Annotated in this window: 20 protein-coding genes; 3 read left to right on the forward strand and 17 right to left on the reverse strand. The window is 39.8% G+C overall.

Features of this window, described 5'->3' with window-relative positions:
* Nucleotides 1–11 precede the first annotated feature (11 nt).
* The 3 genes from IL355_RS02970 to IL355_RS02980 are packed head-to-tail and all read left to right on the forward strand — an operon-like array spanning nucleotide 12 to nucleotide 1,638.
* The gene (locus tag IL355_RS02970) at nucleotides 12–680 is read left to right on the forward strand and encodes an NAD(P)H-binding protein (protein ID WP_192460702.1); all 669 of its coding nucleotides are present in this window, start codon (nucleotides 12–14) and stop codon (nucleotides 678–680) included.
* A complete protein-coding gene (locus IL355_RS02975; protein ID WP_192460703.1) occupies nucleotides 677–1,144 on the forward strand; it encodes a CYTH domain-containing protein in 468 nt (155 codons plus the stop codon). The genes IL355_RS02970 and IL355_RS02975 overlap by 4 nt, the downstream gene beginning before the upstream one ends.
* Nucleotides 1,138–1,638, forward strand: coding sequence for a YciI family protein (locus IL355_RS02980; RefSeq protein ID WP_192460704.1), 501 nt, complete (start codon nucleotides 1,138–1,140; stop codon nucleotides 1,636–1,638). Before IL355_RS02975 ends, IL355_RS02980 begins: the two co-directional genes overlap by 7 nt.
* A gap of 38 nt (nucleotides 1,639–1,676) precedes the next feature.
* Here IL355_RS02980 and IL355_RS02985 read toward each other — a convergent pair whose 3' ends face one another.
* From IL355_RS02985 to IL355_RS03065, 17 genes are all read right to left on the reverse strand, one after another.
* Nucleotides 1,677–2,249 carry a TetR/AcrR family transcriptional regulator gene (locus tag IL355_RS02985; protein WP_192460705.1) on the reverse strand — a complete coding sequence of 191 codons (573 nt, stop codon included), beginning with the start codon at nucleotides 2,247–2,249 and terminating at the stop codon, nucleotides 1,677–1,679.
* A 10-nt stretch (nucleotides 2,250–2,259) separates the two neighbouring features.
* Nucleotides 2,260–3,660, reverse strand: coding sequence for an efflux transporter outer membrane subunit (locus IL355_RS02990; protein ID WP_225621094.1), 1,401 nt, complete (start codon nucleotides 3,658–3,660; stop codon nucleotides 2,260–2,262).
* 10 nt (nucleotides 3,661–3,670) lie between these two features.
* Nucleotides 3,671–6,823: an efflux RND transporter permease subunit gene (locus IL355_RS02995; RefSeq protein ID WP_192460707.1), complete on the reverse strand. Its 3,153-nt coding sequence runs from the start codon at nucleotides 6,821–6,823 to the stop codon at nucleotides 3,671–3,673.
* 22 nt (nucleotides 6,824–6,845) lie between these two features.
* Nucleotides 6,846–7,922 (reverse strand): efflux RND transporter periplasmic adaptor subunit, encoded by a 1,077-nt coding sequence (locus IL355_RS03000; protein ID WP_192460708.1) that lies wholly within the window; start codon nucleotides 7,920–7,922, stop codon nucleotides 6,846–6,848.
* Nucleotides 7,923–7,940: 18 nt separating this feature from the next.
* On the reverse strand, nucleotides 7,941–8,426 hold the full coding sequence (locus IL355_RS03005) for a GbsR/MarR family transcriptional regulator (protein ID WP_192460709.1): 486 nt from the start codon (nucleotides 8,424–8,426) through the stop codon (nucleotides 7,941–7,943).
* Between the two features lie 100 nt (nucleotides 8,427–8,526).
* Nucleotides 8,527–8,928 (reverse strand): hypothetical protein, encoded by a 402-nt coding sequence (locus tag IL355_RS03010; protein ID WP_192460710.1) that lies wholly within the window; start codon nucleotides 8,926–8,928, stop codon nucleotides 8,527–8,529.
* A gap of 9 nt (nucleotides 8,929–8,937) precedes the next feature.
* Nucleotides 8,938–9,957 carry a phenylalanine--tRNA ligase subunit alpha gene (gene pheS, locus IL355_RS03015; RefSeq protein ID WP_192460711.1) on the reverse strand — a complete coding sequence of 340 codons (1,020 nt, stop codon included), beginning with the start codon at nucleotides 9,955–9,957 and terminating at the stop codon, nucleotides 8,938–8,940.
* A 164-nt stretch (nucleotides 9,958–10,121) separates the two neighbouring features.
* The gene (locus IL355_RS03020; protein WP_192460712.1) at nucleotides 10,122–10,748 is read right to left on the reverse strand and encodes a carbonic anhydrase family protein; all 627 of its coding nucleotides are present in this window, start codon (nucleotides 10,746–10,748) and stop codon (nucleotides 10,122–10,124) included.
* 61 nt (nucleotides 10,749–10,809) lie between these two features.
* Nucleotides 10,810–12,402, reverse strand: a complete 1,593-nt coding sequence (locus IL355_RS03025) for a SulP family inorganic anion transporter (RefSeq protein WP_192460713.1) — start codon at nucleotides 12,400–12,402, stop codon at nucleotides 10,810–10,812.
* Nucleotides 12,403–12,478: 76 nt separating this feature from the next.
* Nucleotides 12,479–12,781, reverse strand: coding sequence for a hypothetical protein (locus IL355_RS03030; protein ID WP_192460714.1), 303 nt, complete (start codon nucleotides 12,779–12,781; stop codon nucleotides 12,479–12,481).
* 57 nt (nucleotides 12,782–12,838) lie between these two features.
* Nucleotides 12,839–13,597: a tetratricopeptide repeat protein gene (locus IL355_RS03035; protein ID WP_192460715.1), complete on the reverse strand. Its 759-nt coding sequence runs from the start codon at nucleotides 13,595–13,597 to the stop codon at nucleotides 12,839–12,841.
* A gap of 8 nt (nucleotides 13,598–13,605) precedes the next feature.
* Entirely contained in the window at nucleotides 13,606–15,387 is a 1,782-nt protein-coding gene (locus IL355_RS03040; RefSeq protein WP_192460716.1) for a BatD family protein, read from the reverse strand.
* Complete coding sequence (locus tag IL355_RS03045; RefSeq protein ID WP_192460717.1) at nucleotides 15,388–16,251, reverse strand: tetratricopeptide repeat protein; 864 nt, start codon at nucleotides 16,249–16,251, stop codon at nucleotides 15,388–15,390.
* Nucleotides 16,251–17,297: a VWA domain-containing protein gene (locus IL355_RS03050; protein WP_192460718.1), complete on the reverse strand. Its 1,047-nt coding sequence runs from the start codon at nucleotides 17,295–17,297 to the stop codon at nucleotides 16,251–16,253. Before IL355_RS03050 ends, IL355_RS03045 begins: the two co-directional genes overlap by 1 nt.
* Nucleotides 17,298–17,316: 19 nt before the next feature.
* Complete coding sequence (locus IL355_RS03055; protein WP_192460719.1) at nucleotides 17,317–18,315, reverse strand: vWA domain-containing protein; 999 nt, start codon at nucleotides 18,313–18,315, stop codon at nucleotides 17,317–17,319.
* The gene (locus tag IL355_RS03060; protein ID WP_225621095.1) at nucleotides 18,315–19,979 is read right to left on the reverse strand and encodes a hypothetical protein; all 1,665 of its coding nucleotides are present in this window, start codon (nucleotides 19,977–19,979) and stop codon (nucleotides 18,315–18,317) included. The genes IL355_RS03055 and IL355_RS03060 overlap by 1 nt, the downstream gene beginning before the upstream one ends.
* Nucleotides 19,979–20,845, reverse strand: coding sequence for a DUF58 domain-containing protein (locus tag IL355_RS03065; protein WP_192460720.1), 867 nt, complete (start codon nucleotides 20,843–20,845; stop codon nucleotides 19,979–19,981). Before IL355_RS03065 ends, IL355_RS03060 begins: the two co-directional genes overlap by 1 nt.
* Between the last annotated feature and the right edge of the window lie 67 nt (nucleotides 20,846–20,912).

Below are 20,912 nucleotides of genomic sequence, written 5' to 3' on the forward strand. Positions count from 1 at the left end.
TATTTAGTTGGATGGAAGAGGAGAAAAAGACTGCGATTGTTCTGGGTGCCACCGGACTTACGGGAGGTAAATTATTGAAACTATTATTGGCGGATAATCGCTATCAAAAGGTAAAACTGTTTTCTCGAAGCTCGGTGGAAATACAACATGTGAAATTAGAGGAACATTTGGGCGATTTGATGAACCTTTCTAGTTTCAAAGAAGATTTTATGGGGCAGGAAGTATTTTGTTGTATTGGCACTACCAAGGCTAAAACACCCAATAATGCGCTGTATGAAAAAATCGATTATGGTATTCCCGTGGAGGCGGCAAAATTGTGTGTGGAGAATCAAATTCCCACATTTGTGGTAGTTTCTGCTTTAGGAGCTGATGCTAAAAGCAAGATTTTCTATAACCGCATCAAAGGTCAAATGGAAGAGGCTGTTTTACAGCAACAAATTAAGAATACCTATATTTTGCAACCTTCTTTGATAGGAGGAAATCGGCAGGAAAAAAGGTTGGGCGAATGGCTTTTTAAGCAACTGATGAAAATCGGCAATCTGTTGTTGGTAGGAGGGTTGAAAAAATACCGGTCAATTGAGCCCGATTCCATTGCTCAATGTATGCTGTGGGTGGCCAATAACGACTATCCGAATGGGAAGATAGAGTCTGATAAAATTAAAGTACTAGCAAAGCAGTGATAGAAATAGAACGAAAATTTTTGGTGAAGTCTAAGGAATATAAAGACCATGCAACTTCCAAAGAACGCATTGTTCAGGGCTTTTTAAATACGGACCCAGAACGTACGGTTCGAGTGCGAATTAAGGGCGATAGTGGATTTTTGACCGTAAAGGGAAAATCAAACCAAGAAGGAACCACCCGTTTTGAATGGGAGCATAAGATTACCGTTACCGAAGCCGAACAATTACTCATTCTTTGTGAAAAGGGTATCATCGACAAGACTAGGTATACGGTTCCCGTTGGAAATCATTTATTTGAAGTGGATGAGTTTTATGGTGATAATGAGGGCCTTACCGTTGCCGAAGTGGAACTATCCGCTGAAAAGGAACGTTTTCAAAAACCGGAATGGTTAGGAGAAGAGGTTACGGGAGATATAAAATATTACAATTCTCAATTGGGCAAAAAGCCCTTTAAAACATGGTAAAGATGAGGTGTTTTGTGGTATTGGTCGTTTTGTTTGTTTGCATGGCATGCCAAAAACAAGCAAAACAGGAGAATAAAGAAGTACAGGTTGTTGAGGAAATTAAAACTTCCGTTGCAGCTACTAAAGCCGAACTTATAGCAGAAGGCTATCAAATTTTCGATTATGTGGATGAAAAAACAAAGGATACGGTATTGATGCAGCAGTACTTCATTGCCTTTTTAAAAAATGGACCCAATAGATCTCAAAGCAAAACGGAAGCAGATAGTTTGCAAACCTTACATTTAGCACATTTAGGTAAAATGTATGAGCTGGGTTATGCCGATATTTCTGGACCTTTTGGAGACGATAGCGCTATACGCGGAATTACCATTTATAATGTTCCTACCCAAGAAATGGCAGATAGTTTGGCCAATGCAGACCCTATGGTAAAAGCAGGGCGTTTACAAATTGAGATTCACCCGTGGTGGGCCGCCAAAGGTTTTGGATTAAGGTAGTGGGTGTTTAAAGTTGTTAGCTCTTATATTTTCAGCTATCAAGCCCTAATCCCTTGCAAAGGAACAATAACAAGATGCTCTAGTAATTCCTCGGTAGTATAATTGTCAAAAAATTCGCTGTGGGGCAATATAATTTCATCGGTACGTAAAAGGAATAATTCGCATATCAATTTAAGATTTATCCCTGGCCTAATTAGTCCTTTGGTTTTTGCTTCTTGTAATAAATCTAGAATATAGGTCCAGACAATTCCCTGCCTAAAATCATTATACAATTTAAAAGCTTCTGGATAGTATTTTTTGAGCCCAAAAAGAAAGGTAGGACTCAGGTTTCTTAATTCCTTAAGTCCTACCCTATATATCTGGATAATACGTTTAAACGGGTCGTTGTGCCCTTCACTTATTTCAAAAAAGTTACTCATTTTTAGATGGGTACGCTGTAACAAGTGGGCCACACTTTCTAAAACCAGTTCGTTCTTTGTTTTGAAATGGTTGTAGAGGGTTTTTTTAGAAATACTAAGTGCACGGGCAACATCGTCCATACTTACCCTTTTACAACCATATTTGGTAAAAAGGGAGAGTGCTTGTTCCAGTACCGCTGTTCTTTCTTGCACTACGTTATTTTTATTGCCAACCTCCACCAAGAGCACGGTATAACTCTACCGTTGCACTAAGTTGGCCGTATTTAGAATCGATGAGGTTCAATTCTGAGTTCAAGGCATTTTGCCTTGCCGTTAACACCTCTAGATAATTAGCCAAACCATTGTTCAATAATTCTTCGGAATAATCTTCGGCCAAGGAATAGGAATCCAATTCTTTTTCCCTTGCAGCAAGTTTTTTGGTTTCTGCCTCATAGTTATACAAAGCATTTGAAACTTCTTGCCCTGCGGTATGCAAACTCTTTCTATAATTTAAAAGTGCTTGTTCCTGCTGTGCCTTTGCTGCTTCTAATTGGGTTCTTAGTTTACGCTGGTTAAACAAAGGCTGGGTCAAGGAACCAACCAATGAGGAAAATAGGGAACTGGCATCTATAAAATTGTCCAATTCCAAGCTTTGAAAGCCTCCCTGCGCCGTAAGTGTTAAACTAGGATACATACTGCTGCGCGCTACATTGGTCAATTCAAAAGCATTTACCAATGCATATTCTGCCTGTATTACATCTGGTCTGTTGGCTAGTAATAAAGCAGGAACACCAGTATTTAAATCCGTATTTATTTCTTGGTCTTCAATAGAAGTTCTTGCAATTGAATGAGGGGCTTCGCCTAGCAATAAACTAAAGCTATTTTCTAACAATTTAATATTGTTCTCCAAATCAATAAGAATTATTTCTGTGGTGTGTACCTGAGCTTCGGTCTGTTTTACCGCAACTTCCGTAACCTGGCCGGCATCTTTTAAGGCAATTGTGGTTTCTAGGCTACTTTTGCGTGCCTCAAGTGTTTCTTCAGCCACTAATTTTTGGCGGTCTAGCGCCAATAACTGATAATACAAATCGGCAATGTTGGCCACCAATTGCGTTTTTACTGCTTGGTGTGCTGCAACACTTTGTAGATAGTTGGCATTGGCGGCGCGTTTATTACTACGAATTTTACCCCAAACATCGGCCTCCCAGGAAAGGGTTCCGGATAATTGGTATTGCTCAATAGCTTCGCTAAAAATACTACCAAACTGACTGTTCTCTGAGTTTTTGGTGCGTGTAGCACTTGCCGTGGCAGATAAGGTTGGAAAATACCCTGCCTTACCCTGTTTTAAATAAGCTTCTGCACTTATTATACTTTGTAGGGCTATACGTATGTCCAAATTATTGGTAAGTCCTTTTTCTATATGCGATTGCAATTGGGTATCGGTAAAAATATCCTTCCAAGAAACCTGGGCCATAGACACACTATCTTGTGGTAATTGGTCCGTTCTATACAGTTTTTGGGTTTCCACATCTGGTCTTTCGTAATTCTTGGCCACAAAACAAGATTGCAGCACAAGCGGAAGTACCAAAATGACTATGAATTTTATATTGTTTCTTTTTATCATTGTTTTGGGCTTAAGCATTAAGGGCTTTTTCTTGATTTTCGGTTTTAGGTGCTCCGCTAAAACGTTCTTGTAAGGCTTGGAAAACCACAAAAAGAACAGGGACAACAAAAACTCCTAGAATGGTACCTATAAGCATACCTCCAACGGCGCTCATACCAATAGAACGGTTACCAATGGCACCTACACCAGAGGACAATGCCAATGGAAGCAAACCGAAGATGAAGGCGAAGGACGTCATTAAAATGGGTCTAAAACGTGCTTTGGCACCATCAATGGCCGCGTCCCAAAGTCCCATTCCTTCCCTACGCCGTTGCAATGCAAACTCCACAATTAGAATGGCATTTTTTGCTAATAGTCCAATAAGCATTATCAAAGCAATTTGGAAATAAATATTATTTTCCAAACCGCCTAAATTCACGAAAAGAATGGCGCCCGCTAGTCCAAACGGTAAGGAAAGCAAGATGGCAAACGGTAAAATATAGCTTTCGTACTGTGCACTTAACAAGAAATACACAAACACCAGACTCAAAATAAATATTACGATTGTAGTACCGCCAGATTTGCTCTCTTCTCGAGTTAATCCAGAGTACTCATAGGTATAGTTGTTGGGTAATACCTGCGCCGCAACTTCTTCAATGGCAGTAAGGGCATCACCCGTACTATAGCCAGGGTTGGGTACCCCTGTTACTTTTACAGAACTTAAAAGGTTGAATCGTTCTACGGATTCCGGCCCATAAATCTTTTTTAAGTTGACAAACTGGCTTACCGCTACAGATTCGCCATTGGTGTTACGAACATAGATTTTATTCAAGCTATTTTCGTTGGCACGATCTTCAGGTTTTGCCTGGATCATTACGCGGTACTGTTTCCCAAACTTGTTAAAATCTGTTGCGTAAATGCCCCCATAATAACCTTGCAAGGCATTAAATATATCAGTTGTAGAGAAGCCTGCCATTTTAATTTTCTCCACATCTACTTCCAATTCGTATTGCGGAAAATTAGGACTAAACTGTGAAATGGCGTATTGCACTTCCGGTCTTTGATTTAAGGCGCCTAAAAATTGATTTTTCACGTCGTCTATCTCTGCCCAATCTGCGCCACCCTTACTTTGGAGTTGTACTTCAAAACCAGACGAAGTACCAAATCCTTGTATACTAGGAGGTGTAAAGTAAATAATCTGGGCATCTTTAAATTGTGCCGAAACCGCAAAAAGTTTGGCCAATGTTGCTTCTACGGAAAGGGAATCGGCCTCACGCTCGCTCCAATCCTGTAATTTCATGATAGAGAATCCATAAGATCCCGCACTAACCCGGTTTAACAAACTGAAACCGGAAACGGTAAGACGTTTATCAATCACATCCATAGATGCATATATGGAATCCAGTTTCATCAAGGTTTCTTCGGTTTTTTCTAAAGTGGTACTTGGTGGCATGCTCACGTTGGCAAAAATGATACCTCTATCCTCATTAGGCACAAATCCGCTAGGAGTGCTTTTAAAAAGGTATACGGCGAGACCGGAAAAAATAACCAACAATCCAACGGCTAACCATTTTCTCTTAATCAGCGTGTTTACCGCACCGGTATATTTATCGGTAATTGCATTAAAACCTCTATTGAAGCCGTTAAAGAAACGGTCCTTTAAATTTTGCTTCTTACCTTCTTCATGCGTATGTGGCTTAAGAAACAAAGCAGCCAAAGCCGGACTTAAGGTTAAGGCGTTTACTGCGGAAATTAAAATAGCTACCGCCAAGGTAATACCGAACTGTTGGTAGAATACCCCAGAAGTACCTTGAATAAAGGAAACCGGGATAAATACCGCAGACATAACCAAGGTTATGGAAATAATGGCTCCAGAAATTTCGCTCATGGCTGATTTTGTAGCGGCTTTTCCACTTTCGGCACCCTCTTCTAATTTGGCATGTACTGCTTCTACCACTACAATGGCATCATCTACCACAATACCAATTGCCAAAATCATTGCAAATAAGGTGAGCATGTTTATAGAGTAGCCAAAAATTTGCAGGAAGAAAAAAGTTCCCACAATGGCCACGGGCACCGCAATGGCAGGAATTAAAGTGGACCTAAAATCCTGAAGGAACAAAAACACCACAATAAACACTAGGATAAAAGCCTCAATAAGGGTTTGTACCACATGGTCTATAGAAGCATCCAAGAAATCTTTAGTGTTAAATGGAATTACATAATCCAGACCTTCTGGAAATTCCGCTTTACTTTCCTCTAAAATACTTTCAACCTCTTTGATTATTTCGGTAGCATTGGAACCCGATGTTTGGTATACACCAACCGCTACCCCAGGAGCACCCATCCCGTAGTTTTTACGGGCGTAATTAAAAGCGCCGAGTTCAATATCCGCTACATCTTTCAAGCGTAGGAAACCACCATCCTCCGTAGTTTTTAGGATGATGTTTTCATATTCTGATACTTCGTCCAATCGGCCTTTGTACTTCAAAACATACTCATAAACACCATCTGCATTTTCGCCAATTTTACCGGTGGCGGCTTCACGGTTCTGCTCTGCCAATGCTGCTTGAATGTCTGAAGGAACAATGTTGTAGGAAGCCATTTTATCCGGGTCTATCCAAATACGCATGGAGTAGTCCTTAGAGCCAAAAACGTTAACGTTACCAACTCCGTAAACCCGTTTTAATTTGGGCACAAGATTAATTTTGGCATAGTTTTCTACAAAGGTGGCATCATAATTTTCGTTCTCTGAGAATATGGAGAAGAACAGCAAGGAACTGTTCTGCGTTTTTTGGGTAGTTACACCAGTTGCAATTACTGATTCTGGTAACACACTATTGGCCCTAGAAACCCTATTCTGTACGTTTACCGCTGCAATGTCCGGGTCTGTGCCCAATTCAAAATAAACGCTAATACTGGCAGAACCATCATTACTTGCCGTGGACGTCATATAAGTCATGCCTTCCACACCATTTATTTGCTCTTCTAGCGGAATTACAACACTATTCAGTACCGTACCGGCATTTGCACCGGTGTAGGTAGCTGTAACCTGTACGGTAGGTGGCGCAATTTCAGGATACTGCTCTACCGGTAAGGTAGTAAGGCCAAGTACCCCTAGGATTACGATGATAACGGATATTACGGTAGAAAGTACCGGTCTATCTATAAATTTTTGAAACATATGTCTGTTTTTTTAGGGGCTTTTATTTTGTGATAGGGGCTATTTTTTGACCACTTTTTAGCTTAGAAACACCTTCTGTAACCAAGGTATCGCCCTCTTCAAAACCTTCTGTAACTATATAGTTTTCCTGGGTTTGGTCTATGATGGTAATTGGCTTGCTGGTCACGGTATTATCATCGCCAACCACATACACCATTTTGTTGCCCTGCAGATCAACCGTGGCCGTCATAGGAATAACAAAAACGTCTTTCCGTTCTGCGGGAATCTTTATTTCGCCGGTACTACCAGAGCTTAAAATAAGATCAGGGTTCTTAAAATCCGCACGTAAGGTAACGCTACCGGTAGTACTATTGATAATATTGTTAACCATGGCAATTTTACCCTTGTGTTCATAAGGCTCACCATTAACCATGATCAGTTCTACTTCTGGAGCCCGGTTAACATCAATGGTACGGCCTTCTTTGGCCACACGTTGCTTAATTTCCAATAATTCTTTTTCGTTTAAGGAGAAATACGCACGTACCTCACTAATGTCAGAGACTGTAGTTAAAGGCGTTGTGGTGGTAGCACTAACCAGCGTACCCACTTTAAAGGGAATGTTACCAATGTATCCGTTTACAGGGCTGGTAACCCGGCTATACCCAATATTGGCCGTAACGCTTTGGTAGCTGCTCTTTGCTTGTTCCAATTGTGCTTTGGCAGTTTCTAACTGTACGTTGCTAATAATGTTTTTATCTACTAACGGCTTTAGTTTATCTACCTCTACTTGTGCGGCATTTACAGCTGCTTTTGCTGCATTGGCATCTTGGGTTAAGGATTCGGTTTCCAATTTAAAAAGTAACTGACCCTTTTTTACTTGCTGCCCTTCTTCCACATAAATTTCTTGAACAAAACCAGAAACTTTTGGTCTAATTTCTACGTTTTGCTTCCCTTCCAAAGAAGTGGAATAAAGGTCATAAGTAGTAATATCCTGTTTTTTAAGTTGGGTTACTTTTAATGACGGTGCGCTTTGTTGAGGAGGAGCTCCTTTTTGATCTTCCTTACAACTTACAAAAAGGACAAGGCTGGCCAGTACGGTGTATATGGTTCTTACATTCATGATATCTATTGTTCTGCTTTAATCTTCTTTAAATGATTTAAGTTTATCTATACTTTGATTGAGCAATTTTTCACTTTCGGTCACAAAGTTTAAATAGACCGAAGTTTTAGGTTGATTTTTTTTGTGTTTTTCCGGATTGTATTGCTCGTGGTAGTCATTGATTTTGTAGATAATTTCTTTTTCGGCCTGAAATAGCTTTAACCGTTCTTTTAGTTTATTTAAAAAGAACGTACCACTTTCCGAAACCTTAAAGTAGCGCTTGCGGTCTCCCGGTTTTGTAAAATAGGAGATGATTTCCATTTTCAATAACAGGTTAAGAGCGCTAGAAATAGAACTTTTACTGGCACCTCTTCGGTGTTGGCAGTCTTCAAAAGTCAACCCTTCCTGCTCCGTTAAAACCAAGCTGGCATATAACCTAGCGGCCAATGGTGGAATTTGGTACATGTTTTCAAAATGCACCCCTAGGTCTTCTATAAGTCGCTTTTTTACTTCTTCTCTAGACATAATTTATTTAAATGCCGAGCAAAAGTACGGTTGGTTCGGTAATAACCGAACTAATCAAAACTAAAGTTTTGTTAAAATAAATTTCTAATTAAAAGGGTACTTAGGGCTTTTGTGGAAAGATTCCTTCTTTTTCTATAAGCGGAATAGTGGTAAGGCTGTTTTCAGTAATTGTGTTCTTTTGAAAAAGAAATTTCTTTTCATAAAGTTTTCCTTCCGCAAAAAAAGTGACGAAGAACTCGTTGGTCAAGGCCAAAACTTCTTCTTGAAGGACTTCGATTTTCGCGAATGACCTAGGACCCAATGTTCCCAATCCATGCCGCATGGTTGAGGTTTTGATATCTCCGTCATAACCCTTGGATACCACTATGGCCATTTCAATGGCGTCTTTTCTGTTATTGATAAGATATGCATTCCAGTCCTTGGAAAGAAATTCATCGTTCCATTCACGAATAACGGCCACATGTACGTCCTTGGCTATTGGAATTTCAATATCCTTTTTCATAGTAAAATGCTAGAGGGCACTTTTAAATTGCTCTAAAAAACGTAGGTCATTTTCGCTAAGCAAGCGGATATCCGATATTTGGTGAAGTAGCAGTGCAATTCGGTCTATTCCCATACCAAAGGCAAATCCAGAATATTCTTTGGAATCAATGCCGCAATTATCCAATACATTGGGGTCGACCATTCCACAGCCCATGATTTCTAACCAACCGGTACCTTTGGTCATGCGATAATCAGTTTCTGTTTCAAGCCCCCAATAAACGTCTACCTCCGCACTTGGTTCCGTAAAAGGAAAATAAGAAGGCCGAAGTCGGATTTTTGATTTTCCAAAAAGCTCGGTGGTAAAGTACTGTAATGTTTGTTTCAAGTCTGCAAAAGAAACATCCTTGTCAATGTATAGGCCTTCCACCTGATGGAAAAAGCAGTGTGAACGAGCTGAAATAGCTTCGTTTCTATACACTCTACCGGGAGAAATGGTACGAATGGGCGGTTTGTTGTTCTCCATATACCTAACCTGAACGGAGGAGGTATGGGTTCGTAAAAGAACATCAGGATCTGTTTGAATAAAAAATGTATCCTGCATGTCCCTGGCCGGATGATATTCGGGCAGGTTCAGTGCGGTAAAGTTGTGCCAGTCATCTTCAATTTCCGGTCCTTCCGATACATTGAAACCAATTCTTGAGAAAATTTCAATAATTTGGTTCTTAACAATAGAAATAGGGTGTCTTGCTCCCAATTCCAACGGCTCCCCTGGTCTGGTAAGGTCTCCGAAAATTCCTTTCTCCTCAGATTGGGTTTCTAAGGCAGATTTAAGCTCGTTAACTTTATCGGTAGCGGCAGTTTTGAGATGGTTAATAGTCTGCCCAAATTCTTTTTTCTGCTCGTTGGGAACATTTTTAAATTCTGCGAAAAACTGATTTAATAAACCTTTTTTTCCCAAATATTTAATTCGAAAAGCTTCCACTGCTTCGGTAGTATCGGCGGTGAATTTTTCAACTTCTGCAATGTGCTCTTTTAATGTATCGATCATGGCATGGACTAAAGCCGCAAATTTAAGATATTTTACGGAACAAGATTTTCGTTTTAGGTAAACAAATCTTTTTCATTGGGAAGGTTTAATTTTCTAGTCTTAAATCAAAAAAAGGCCAATGATATTTCATTGGCCTTTCTGGTATAGTAATACCTCAACTAGTTTTAGTAAAAGGTGACGCTACCATCTGAGATATCGTACATGGCACCAACAATTTTAATTTCTCCTTTTTCCTCCATATCCTTAAGGATTACGCTTTGGCTACGAATATTTTCAAGGGCAAGCTCTACGTTTTTCTTGGATACGGCATCAACAAATTCCAAGTTTTTAGAATTTCTCATTTCTTCCTCTTTGGGTTCCTTGACCGCAAAAACTGCAGGCTCAATTTTATTGATAAGCGCAGTAAGATTACCCATTCGAGCATGATCACAGGCACCCTTAACGGCACCACAGGACGTGTGACCCAAAACGACTATAGTTTTTGTTCCTGCTAATTTGCAAGCAAATTCCATGCTTCCTAAAATATCCTGATTGATAAAGTTACCGGCTATACGTACACTGAAAATATCTCCCAAGCCTTGGTCAAAAACCAATTCTGCTGATACCCTGGAATCTATACAGCTAAGGATAGTCGCAAACGGAAATTGGCCATCTTTGGTATCGTTCACCTGCTCCAAGAGATTTCTATTAGCTTTTAAATTGGCTTGAAAACGCTCATTTCCTTCCTTTAAAAAAGTAATTGCTTTTTCAGGCGTCATAGTGGCCTGTGTTTCTTTAGTATGTGCTTTCATTTCTATGTCTAATTTTTTTATTTCGTAATAAATAGGTTTGTGTAAGTTAATGATAGAAAATTTAACTTAGGCTTAAATTGGATTTTGGTTTTTGCTTGAAGAATTCCACGAAACTTTCCGGATTTTCCACAATACCTCTTTTAGAGACCAATTTAATATCAATATTGCGTTCCTTGGCTTTAATGATGAAATCTTCTAAAATTTCAATGATATCATTGTCCAAATACCTTGTTTTCAATACATCTATTTCCAAAAAGGTGTTTTCGGGTAATTTGTCCAACTCCTTTAAAATGGCACCTTTGTTGAAGAAGGTAACTTCCTCCGCCAATGTGATTTTTACATGATCTTTTCCTTCAGAGGATTCCTCCATATGTAAGAAGTGTGAGTTTTGATAGCTTTTGATCAAAATAACTACAATACCAACGGCCAATCCTAGACCAATTCCCCAAAGAAGGTCAATAAATACAATTCCTAAAATGGTTACAATAAATGGGACAAATTGTTTCCATCCAAGATTGTACATTACCTTGAACAACGCAGGTTTCGCTAATTTATATCCAACAATAAAAAGGATAGCCGCTAAAACAGAAAGCGGAATCATATTTAATAGGTTAGGAATAAGTATGACGGAAATCAATAGAAAGAATCCATGAATAATGGCAGACATTTTAGTTCTACCACCTGATTGGATGTTTGCAGAACTACGCACAATTACCTGAGTGATTGGAAGACCACCGATCATACCGGAAACAATGTTACCTGCACCTTGTGCCAATAATTCTCGGTTGGTGGGGGTTACATTTTTATGTGGGTCCAACTTGTCAGTAGCTTCAACACAAAGCAATGTTTCCAAACTTGCCACCAATGCAATAGTGAAAGCCGTAATCCATATTTGCGGATTGCCTATGGCGGAAAAGTTGGGAAAACTAAATTGACCGAAAAACGAATCAATATCATCAGGAACCGGAACACTCACCAAATGTTCTTTGGATATACCCAAAACTTCATGATCTTTTGTAGCAACATAATATAGGATACCCACAACTACAGCCACTACAGGACCTTGGATCAATTGAAAGATTTTCCCTTTTTTACTAAGTACATTGTTCCAAAGAATTAAAATAGCAAGACCAACAATGGCAATTAGTGTTGCGCCTGGACTAATATTGTTTATTGAATTCAGTATTTCCGAAAAGGTATTTTCACCGTCTACCTGAAAAAATGCCCAGTCCCCTTCTGGGTCTGAATCATACCCAAAGAAATGCGGAATTTGCTTTAAGACAATGATGATACCAATACCGGTGAGCATTCCTTTTATAACGGAAGAAGGGAAATAGTATCCAATGACCCCGGCCTTAAGAATTCCGAACAAAATTTGAATAACACCACCTATAACTACCGCAACCAAAAAATTCTGGTAACCTCCCAGTGCGGTAATGGCTACAAGTACAATGGCTGCAAGCCCTGCTGCAGGACCGCTTACCCCAATTTTGGAGCCACTAAGGGCACCTACAACAATACCACCTACAATACCGGCGATCAATCCTGAGAATAATGGGGCCCCACTGGCCAATGCAATACCTAAACATAGTGGTAATGCTACAAAGAAAACAACTATACTGGCTGGTAAGTCGCTTTTAATATGCTTGAACATAAAAATAAATTTTTATCCTATTCTTCATTTGAAGAATGGACAGGTTAGTCAATAATAAATAAAAAATGGAAGGTCTTTAAATGACTAACGATTGCTCGGGTGGGGGAGAAATAATCTCTAAGCTAAGCTCAAAGTGTCCTAACATACGATAATGGTCAAATTTGGACTCATTATCGCAGAAAATAAGAGCATAATCCATGAAATGCTCATTTACAATTTTTTCCTCGGAGGGCGATTTTTTGCCCAATTCCTGTTGTTCTTCCTCATTGATATTGGTTACTACAATAGGATTGTCTACATCACAAAGTGTTATGACGCTTGGAGCGGCTATAGCAAATAGCCAAAGGACAAGAAGTGTAAAGCGGGCAAAACTTTTCATAGTCCGTGAGTGAAGGACAAATATAATAGCTTTGTACCCTTTTCTTTGTTAAGAAAGTTAAAAATCTTTAAGCACCTTGATATCTTCGGAAGGAATCCAGCCTATGGAACCATCGGGGAGTTGTATTTTTTTCCACTCATTAAGCTCGTCCAAAACATTTACTTTGGTGCCTTCGTGAAGTTCAAAAGCTTCCTGGCTTCTATTATTCGGTTCTGATTTTACACTGCTTTCACCGGCAAAAACAATAGCGGGCATGTCCCCCTTAAATTCGTTGTACTGTAGAAAGGCAAAAACAAAGGCCAAGGCTGCTACAAAAACGCAGACCATGCTACTAACAAATGCCAATCGCTTTCTGGAAGAATACCGGAAATAGTAGAAGGCAATGTATAGCAAAACAAAAAGGAACATAAAAATAACGGCGAGGTACGCCCATTGATCAAATGAAAACTGCCCTACAATATAATTATATATTTTTGATAACCCCGTCTGCGGTAACGTCTCAATTGCGTCCAAAGTCATGTTTTGGGCGTATGCAAGATTGTTTTTTATTTCAGGGTCGTTAGGCTGTAACAACAGGGCTTTTTCGTAATAATAAATGCTGGGGGCAATTTGGTTCAATTTATAATATGCGTTGCCTAGGTTGTAATAAAGCTCTGCAGAATGCATGCCGTTATCCAGTATTTTTAAATAACTATCAATGGCATTTTGATATTCTCCTACATTGTAAGCATCGGTAGCGGTTTTAAACAACGCATCGTTTTGAGAAAAAGCATTAAAGCTAACGACAAAAAGAAATATGCTTATAATTTGTTTCATGGTTCTCCTTACAATTGCTTGTCCAATAGGGAAATTACTTCACTTGCCTTATCGTAGTCCTGTTGCATTTGCACATTTGAAAATGGACTGTACCTTGCCATTTCGCAATTTTTTAGCAAGGAAATAAAACTCTCTATAGTCTCTTCATCAACATTCTTTTCTGAAAGCAACGTCGCAATTTTTTCTTTGCTGAATTCCGATGTTTCAATCTTTAGTTTAGCTTTTAAATAATTGTGAAGAGCCTTTTCCAAGGCTACATAAAATGCCTCTTTTTGACCTAATTCCTTTCTTGCTTTGGATAGATATTTTCTCGCTAATTTATTTGCACGTCTTATTCTGTTGCCCACTACATCTCCGGCTATGGCCTCTCGTTTTTTACTAAAGGCTATTGCGGCGGGAATTAATAACAGGGGTAATAGTAACCAAAGATAAAAGCATGTAGACCCAAAAAAGTAGTTGGAGCCAATGGCCGTTAAATTTGGGTTCAGTTTAATGAAATTAAATTGGTCTCCGGTAGTGACCACCTGTTTGTTAGAAGAGTTGGTAGTAGCGTTGGAAGCGGCTGCATTTAAGGGGCCCTCCTTTACATTAATTACAATTTCATCTGAATTTATTGTCTTATAGCTCTCCGTATTAGGATCAAAATAACTAAAGGAAATACTGGGAACTGGATATTTTCCCTTAAATGAAGGTACAATGGTATAATGGTTACTTACCTTACCTTGAGATCCCGATAAAGTGGTTCGCACATCTTCATTGAACTCCGGGTCGTAAACCTCTAGAGAGCTAGGTAAATTTGGTTCCGGTAATTGGAATAGTTTCAAATTTCCCTTTCCGCTTACCTCCACGATTGCTTGTAAGGATTCTGATGCGTTTAAAGCTGTTTTGTTGGTAGTAACGGAAAAATCAAAGTTGCCCACGGCACCACTGAAATTTACCGGCTTGCCTTGTTCCGGAAGTGCTTTTACATTGATGGTCCTTCTTCCGGCAGATACCGTTTTATTTGTTTGGGAATAAATTCTACCGCCAAAAAAATCACGCTTGTTGGTGGGTACATCAACGGTAACATCAAGAGAAAGTGGCTCAATTTCCAGTTTTCCTGATTTTTGGGGATATAGAACCACCCGTTTTAGTACCACATACCTATAGGGCTTTCCTTTGTAGGTACCGTTTTCTGCGGATAGTCTCCTGACCGGTATATCTTGACTCCAAAAGTTATTGTATTTGGGGTTGTCCAACGGTTGATAATTAGAAACACTAATGGAAGGCGCCACATACAATTTGTAAACTACACTAAGGGCTTCATTAAGGTACGGACTCGCTTTAGACACCTCCGCAACCAAGTGCAGACTCTCATCCGCTACATCATCTACGGTCATTTGATCGCTAGGTTTGTCTACAGCCGCTGTGACTTCAACTTTTTTAGGTACCGATTTATAGGTTTTTCCCTCAATTACGATAGACGCTTGTTGAATGGTAAAAGCACCCCTAGCAGTTGGCGCAAGCGTATAGGAATACGTTTTGGAATAACTTCGAACTCCATTTATCCAAGAGGAACTTATGGACTGAGAGGGCCCCATGAGCACCCTAAATCCTTCAAAGTTAGGAGGTACAAAATTATCACCGTCTTTGTTCATGGTAAAATCTACCCTAAGACGTTCATTGAGACCAAGTTTTTCCTTACTCAGTTTCATTTCAAAAGTAACGGCTTCATTGTCTTGGGCATAAGTACCCAAACTCACTAAAGCGGTCAAAAAGAAAGCCAAGATATTTTTAAATACCACAGACATCTACCAATCCTTTTCGTTTTTAACCTTTACCCCTTGAACTTTTTGGGCGTCTATTTTTTCCTGAACCTTTTTCTCTTCGTTTTGCATAGCTTCCAACAAGTTTTGAACCTGTTGCTTGCTTAATTGATTAGGTCTGGGTTGCTGCTGCTGAGGTTGCTCCTGTTGATTGCCGTCTTCAGGCTTTTTATTTTGCTCCTGCTTATCCTCACCGTCTCCTTCCTTGTTTTCGTCTTTCTGTTGGTCATTCTGGTCACCTTCATCTCCCTCATCCCCCTTGTTCTCTTGATCTTGATCCTGGTTCTCCTCTTGATTGTCTCCTTGGTCCTTGTTTTGTTCTTGATCCTTTTGATCGTCCTTGTCCTGTTGTTGGTCTTGGTTATCTTGGTTTTGTTCGTTTTCTTCCTGTTGCTTTTTCAACATTTCCTTCGCCAAAGCCAAATTGTAGCGCGTTTCGTCATCCGTTGGATTGTTCCTTAGGGCCTCTTTATAAGCTTCCACCGCTTTTTCATATTCTTTACGCTTCATAAAGACGTTTCCCATATTATGATACGCTCTGTGCTTGTCCGCTTTGGTCGTAGCAAATTCTCCAGCTTGTTTAAAACGACCAAAAGCCTCACTAAAGGTTTCCTTATTGTAATAGGCATTGCCCAGATTGTAAGGGGCGGCAGGGTTTTGTTCACTTTTGGCAATAGCCCTTCTATAATCTACTTCGGCATCTACAAATTTATCTTCGGAAAGTAATTTGTTACCGTCCCAAGTGTAATTTTTAGATTCCCTAAGATTGCGCTCATTTTCTTTATTTGCGTCCTCTTGTGCAAAGCAAAGATTTGAGAAAATGATAAGGATGAAAAAATACTTTTTCATTACTCTTCGGTCTTTTCGTTAAACAAATTCAACTTTTTCAACCATTTGGTCTTCTTGTCCAATACGAATATGTCTAAAAATAGAAATAATAGGCCTAGGGCCAAAAACCATTGAAATTGGTCTTTGAATTCTGCAAACTGCTTGGCCTCAAATTCCTTTTTATCCATTTGTAATAACTGTTCCTTTATAAATTCTACCGCATCTTCCGTATTGGATCCATCAATGTATTCACCATCACCTTCACTGGCGATTTCCGTAAGAACCTCTTCGTTTAAGCGGGTAATGACCACCTCTCCCTGAGAATCCTTTTTTAAGCTTTCTACAACACCGTTTCTTTTAATAGGGATTGGTGCTCCCTTTGTTTTTCCCACACCAATGGTGAAAATGCGAATTCCTTCTTCCCTCGCGTTTTCAACCGCATCCTGTACGGCACCCTCGGAATGGTCCTCTCCATCTGATATAATAAACAAAACCCTATTGGTCTGCTCTGTATCATTGTAGTAAGTAGTGGCCAATTCTATGGCCTCATTGATAGCTGTACCCTGCGAGGTGAGCATATCCGTATTCATACTTTGCAGGAACATTTTGGCAGCCCCATAATCCGTAGTTATTGGTAGTTGTGGAAAAGCTTGCCCGGCATAGGCAATAATCCCAATGCGGTCACTGGCCAATTGATTGATAATTTCCGAAACCAATCGCTTGGCTTTTTCCAAACGGTTGGGTGCAATATCTTCTGCCAACATACTTTTGGAAACATCCACAGCAAATACAATGTCTACCCCTTCCCGTTTTACGGTTTCCAGTTTTGTTCCAATTTTTGGATTTACCAATCCCAGGGTCAAAAAGGCAATACCCAAACAGAAAATGAACAATTTAAGTCCGGATTTATATCGGGAACGAGTTGGGGTAAGTCTTTTTAGGAGGTGAAAATCTGCAAACTTTTTTTGAGTTCGCTTTTTCCATAGTTGCAATAGGACGAACAGGACTACCAGTACCGGTATGATACCTAGCAAATAGAAATATATTTTCTCGTCAAACTGAATCATGTTCCTAACTGTCCAAAAATTAAATAAAACTCCTGAAAAGAGTATTTCTTAATATCCATTCCAATAGTAGCAAACCTCCTGCCAAAAGTACCCAAGGTCTAAATTTCTCCTCGTATTTATAATATTTAAACTCTTCTATTTCTGTTTTTTCAAGCTTATTGATCTCATCATAGATGGCCTCTAGCTTTTCGTTGTCCGTAGCTCTAAAATATTGACCGCCCGTAACAGTTGCAATATCTTTTAAGAGCTCCTCATCAATTTCTACTTGACGCATTCCGTACCTATAGGAACCATCTGCGTTATAAGCAATGGGTGTTAAGGCGTTGCCATTAGTGCCCAGGCCAATGGTGTATGTTTTAATACCAAATTCAGTGGCCAAATCCGCAGCTGTTTGAGGTTCAATAAATCCAGAATTGTTGACCCCATCCGTGAGTAATATAATCACTTTGCTAGAAGCCTTGCTTTCCTTCAATCTATTAACTGAAGTTGCCAAACCCATTCCAATAGCGGTACCATCGTTTAGTTGGCCGTAGGTTATCTCCCTTAGCGAGCTCAGAACTATTGACTTGTCGCTGGTAATGGGTGTTTTGGTATAGGCTTCACCCGCATAGGCAACAAGCCCAATCCGATCATTGGGTCTTTCCCTGATAAATTTTGCAGCAACCTCTTTTAGGGCAGATAGTCTATTGGGCTTCAAATCTCTTGCAAGCATACTGGAAGACACATCAATGGCCATAACAATATCGATACCTTTGGTGGTTTTGGTGCGGGTAGAGATGTCTTCTGTTTGCGGTCTTGCCATAGCAACAATAATAGCAGCCAAAGCCAATAACCTTAATATAAATAGCAGTGGTCTTAATCTGGGCAAGAGCCCAGTAGAGGTAAAGCCCTTAATGGTAGGAAGCTTTAATGAAGCCTGTTGCTCCTTGCGTTTGTAGAAATACCATAGCACTGCCAAGGGTAGCAATAATAGCAACCAAAACAGTTCTGGGTTTGCAAATGATATATTCTCTAGCATTAAATCTCAGTTTTTACTTCGAGCGTACTTAAAATCCTATCTACAATTTGTTGTGCATAGGCATCATTTTCCAACCAAGTAAGAATTACCTGTTGCTGGAAACCCTTGCCGCCAAAAAGTATAATGCTGTATTCTCCTTGTACTAAATCCTTTTCTTCCGGTACCGGAAATTTTCCGCTACCATACACCTTTATGCCCTTAACGCCTGTCAAGGTGGTAAATTCTTCCTGTTTTGTAATGATGTTTTTAGCACCTTTATCCTCTAAGTTTTGTATGAAGGCTTCTATGGATGCCTCAAAATTGGGTTCTTCTTCTCCAACAAGAACAGTGGATGTGGTGCCAACGGTAAAAAGGGCATCAGGATCTCTATACATGAAAATCTGAAGTTCCTGTACACTGGCCTTCATGTCCGGTGTTAGTTCTGTTTCCTGCCTTCTTAATATTTTAGGACTTTCCAAGCTTACCGGAGGGTAGCCATAGGTGCTGGCAACCCATTCGCCTTCCAATAATTTTTTGGTAGGATGGCCCAAAACGGTATCCTTTACGTTGGTAAAACCAAAGTAGGCAATGGAGGCCCCAATGGTCAATAGCAATAGTCCTATTGCAGAATAACCTGCGATGGCAATTCTCTTTTTCTGCTTTTTTCGCTCCAATTCTTCTTGGTATTCCGCTTGTTCCAGAAGTTCCTCTTCCGTAGGTTCCGGAAGGGCATCGTGTGTCTTGATGACAATTTCTTCTATGGCCTTTCTATCTTGTTCTGCAACAGAAGTTTCCGGTTTGGATTTCGCGAACTTCACCAAATCCGCTGTTTGTAGAATTCGTCTAAACTGGTTGAGAGTGTCATTGTCCAGTTTTAGCTCCCCAGCGTCCTTGAGCATTTCCAGTTTGGCGATAAGCTCATCTGTAGTGCTTTCCAATGCTGTCACGTGGGCGTCTTCCTCCAAATAGGAACGTACAATATTGGTTAGCTCTGAATAGTATTCCTTGTATTCGTCTTGTATTAGGTATCTGGAGTTTTCAAGTTTTTTTAGCTCCAATAAAGCCCTGTCATATGGAGGAAGTAAGGCTTCTTTTTCCTCTTCAGTAAGCGGTTTTTTTCTAATAAAGAACCAATAAACAAGTCCCCCTAAAACACCCAGAATAACCAGAACCAACAAAAGCCACTTCCAGAAATCCGCATGGCTTTTTTCAACTTCCATTAAAGGTTTAATGTCGTACATCTTTTGGGCAAGGGTGTCCACGGCAACATCGGCCACTCTTACTTGGGTAGAATCTGTAAAATAACCTTGTCCGTCTATTTCTATGCGTTGGGCGGGAACTTTGTAAAGGCCAGAATCAAACTGGGTTAGTGCATACCTCTTTTGTAAGGTCATGCGGTCTTCCTTTCTTGTGGTATCCGTAGCAAAGGCCTCTACAGTTTCCAGAGGGGAAAATGTTTGACCATCCGGAAATACGACAGTGGAAATGGTATCTGTTTCAACGATTACCGTAAAGTTGATTTGCTCGCCAATTTTAATGGTGGTCGTATCTAGGGTAGAACTTACTTTGGGGGCTTGTTGCGCATATGAACCAATGGCAACTAACAAAATACAGCCAACCGATAAAAGCGCTCGCTTAGCCGTGTAGTATAGGGGTAATAGTATGTTTATATTAAGATCCTGCATTAACCTCTACGCTTAAAGTAACCCAATAATTTTTTAACATAACTCTCATCTACCCTACAACTAATAACTCCGCAACCGGATTTTTTAAAGGTATCGTTAAAATAAGTGACCCGCTGGCGGTAATAATTGCCATAGGCTTTCCTAACACTTTTGGATTGGGTATTTACCAACTGGAATTTTCCTGTTTCGGCATCCTGTACCTGTACCATTCCCAGATTGGGAATTTCCTCTTCCCGATGGTCAAAAACACGAATTCCCGTAAGGTCGTGTTTGTTTCCGGAGATTTTCAAAGTTTTCTCATAATCTTCGGCAATAAAATCAGAAAGCACAAAAACTATTGCCTTCTTTTTCATCACACTACTCAAAAACTTTAGAGCCTCTGCCAGATTGGTACGGTTACTTTTAGGCTTAAATTCAAGTAATTCCCTGATGATTCTTAAAACATGGCTCTTCCCCTTTTTTGGAGGAATAAAAAGTTCTACTTCATCAGAAAACAAAATTAGACCGGCTTTATCATTGTTCTGCAATGCGGAAAAGGCCAAAGTGGCACTTATTTCCGTAATTATTTCTTTTTTAAATTGGTTGGTAGTACCAAACATTTCAGAACCGCTTACATCTACCAAGAGCATCATGGTAAGTTCCCGTTCTTCCTCAAAAACCTTTACATATGGTTCATTATAACGGGCGGTAACGTTCCAATCTATATTTCTTACGTCATCACCAAATTGGTACTGCCTTACTTCGCTAAAGGTCATACCGCGCCCTTTAAAAGTGGAGTGGTATTCCCCACCAAAGATATGATCGGAAAGACGTCTGGTCTTTATCTCGATCTTTCGTACTTTCTTTAGGAGCTCTTTGGTATTCATGTTCTGGTCAAAAGCTAAGCTTACAATGCTCGGCCGTAATTTGTTTTATGCCGAGTTTGTTCATCCG

Origin of the sequence: Euzebyella saccharophila (assembly GCF_014855495.1) — a bacterium.
GTDB classification, from domain to species: domain Bacteria; phylum Bacteroidota; class Bacteroidia; order Flavobacteriales; family Flavobacteriaceae; genus Euzebyella; species Euzebyella saccharophila.

Excerpts from the sequence above, each read along its gene's own strand:
- IL355_RS02970 (WP_192460702.1), top strand. The coding sequence starts at position 12 with ATGGAAGAGGAGAAAAAGACTGCGATTGTTCTGGGTGCCACCGGACTT.
- IL355_RS02980 (WP_192460704.1), top strand. The coding sequence starts at position 1,138 with ATGGTAAAGATGAGGTGTTTTGTGGTATTGGTCGTTTTGTTTGTTTGC.
- IL355_RS02990 (WP_225621094.1), bottom strand. The coding sequence starts at position 3,660 with ATGATAAAAAGAAACAATATAAAATTCATAGTCATTTTGGTACTTCCG.
- IL355_RS02995 (WP_192460707.1), bottom strand. The coding sequence starts at position 6,823 with ATGTTTCAAAAATTTATAGATAGACCGGTACTTTCTACCGTAATATCC.
- IL355_RS03000 (WP_192460708.1), bottom strand. The coding sequence starts at position 7,922 with ATGAATGTAAGAACCATATACACCGTACTGGCCAGCCTTGTCCTTTTT.
- IL355_RS03005 (WP_192460709.1), bottom strand. The coding sequence starts at position 8,426 with ATGTCTAGAGAAGAAGTAAAAAAGCGACTTATAGAAGACCTAGGGGTG.
- IL355_RS03010 (WP_192460710.1), bottom strand. The coding sequence starts at position 8,928 with ATGAAAAAGGATATTGAAATTCCAATAGCCAAGGACGTACATGTGGCC.
- pheS (WP_192460711.1), bottom strand. The coding sequence starts at position 9,957 with ATGATCGATACATTAAAAGAGCACATTGCAGAAGTTGAAAAATTCACC.
- IL355_RS03020 (WP_192460712.1), bottom strand. The coding sequence starts at position 10,748 with ATGAAAGCACATACTAAAGAAACACAGGCCACTATGACGCCTGAAAAA.
- IL355_RS03025 (WP_192460713.1), bottom strand. The coding sequence starts at position 12,402 with ATGTTCAAGCATATTAAAAGCGACTTACCAGCCAGTATAGTTGTTTTC.
- IL355_RS03030 (WP_192460714.1), bottom strand. The coding sequence starts at position 12,781 with ATGAAAAGTTTTGCCCGCTTTACACTTCTTGTCCTTTGGCTATTTGCT.
- IL355_RS03035 (WP_192460715.1), bottom strand. The coding sequence starts at position 13,597 with ATGAAACAAATTATAAGCATATTTCTTTTTGTCGTTAGCTTTAATGCT.
- IL355_RS03040 (WP_192460716.1), bottom strand. The coding sequence starts at position 15,387 with ATGTCTGTGGTATTTAAAAATATCTTGGCTTTCTTTTTGACCGCTTTA.
- IL355_RS03045 (WP_192460717.1), bottom strand. The coding sequence starts at position 16,251 with ATGAAAAAGTATTTTTTCATCCTTATCATTTTCTCAAATCTTTGCTTT.
- IL355_RS03050 (WP_192460718.1), bottom strand. The coding sequence starts at position 17,297 with ATGATTCAGTTTGACGAGAAAATATATTTCTATTTGCTAGGTATCATA.
- IL355_RS03055 (WP_192460719.1), bottom strand. The coding sequence starts at position 18,315 with ATGCTAGAGAATATATCATTTGCAAACCCAGAACTGTTTTGGTTGCTA.
- IL355_RS03060 (WP_225621095.1), bottom strand. The coding sequence starts at position 19,979 with ATGCAGGATCTTAATATAAACATACTATTACCCCTATACTACACGGCT.
- IL355_RS03065 (WP_192460720.1), bottom strand. The coding sequence starts at position 20,845 with ATGAATACCAAAGAGCTCCTAAAGAAAGTACGAAAGATCGAGATAAAG.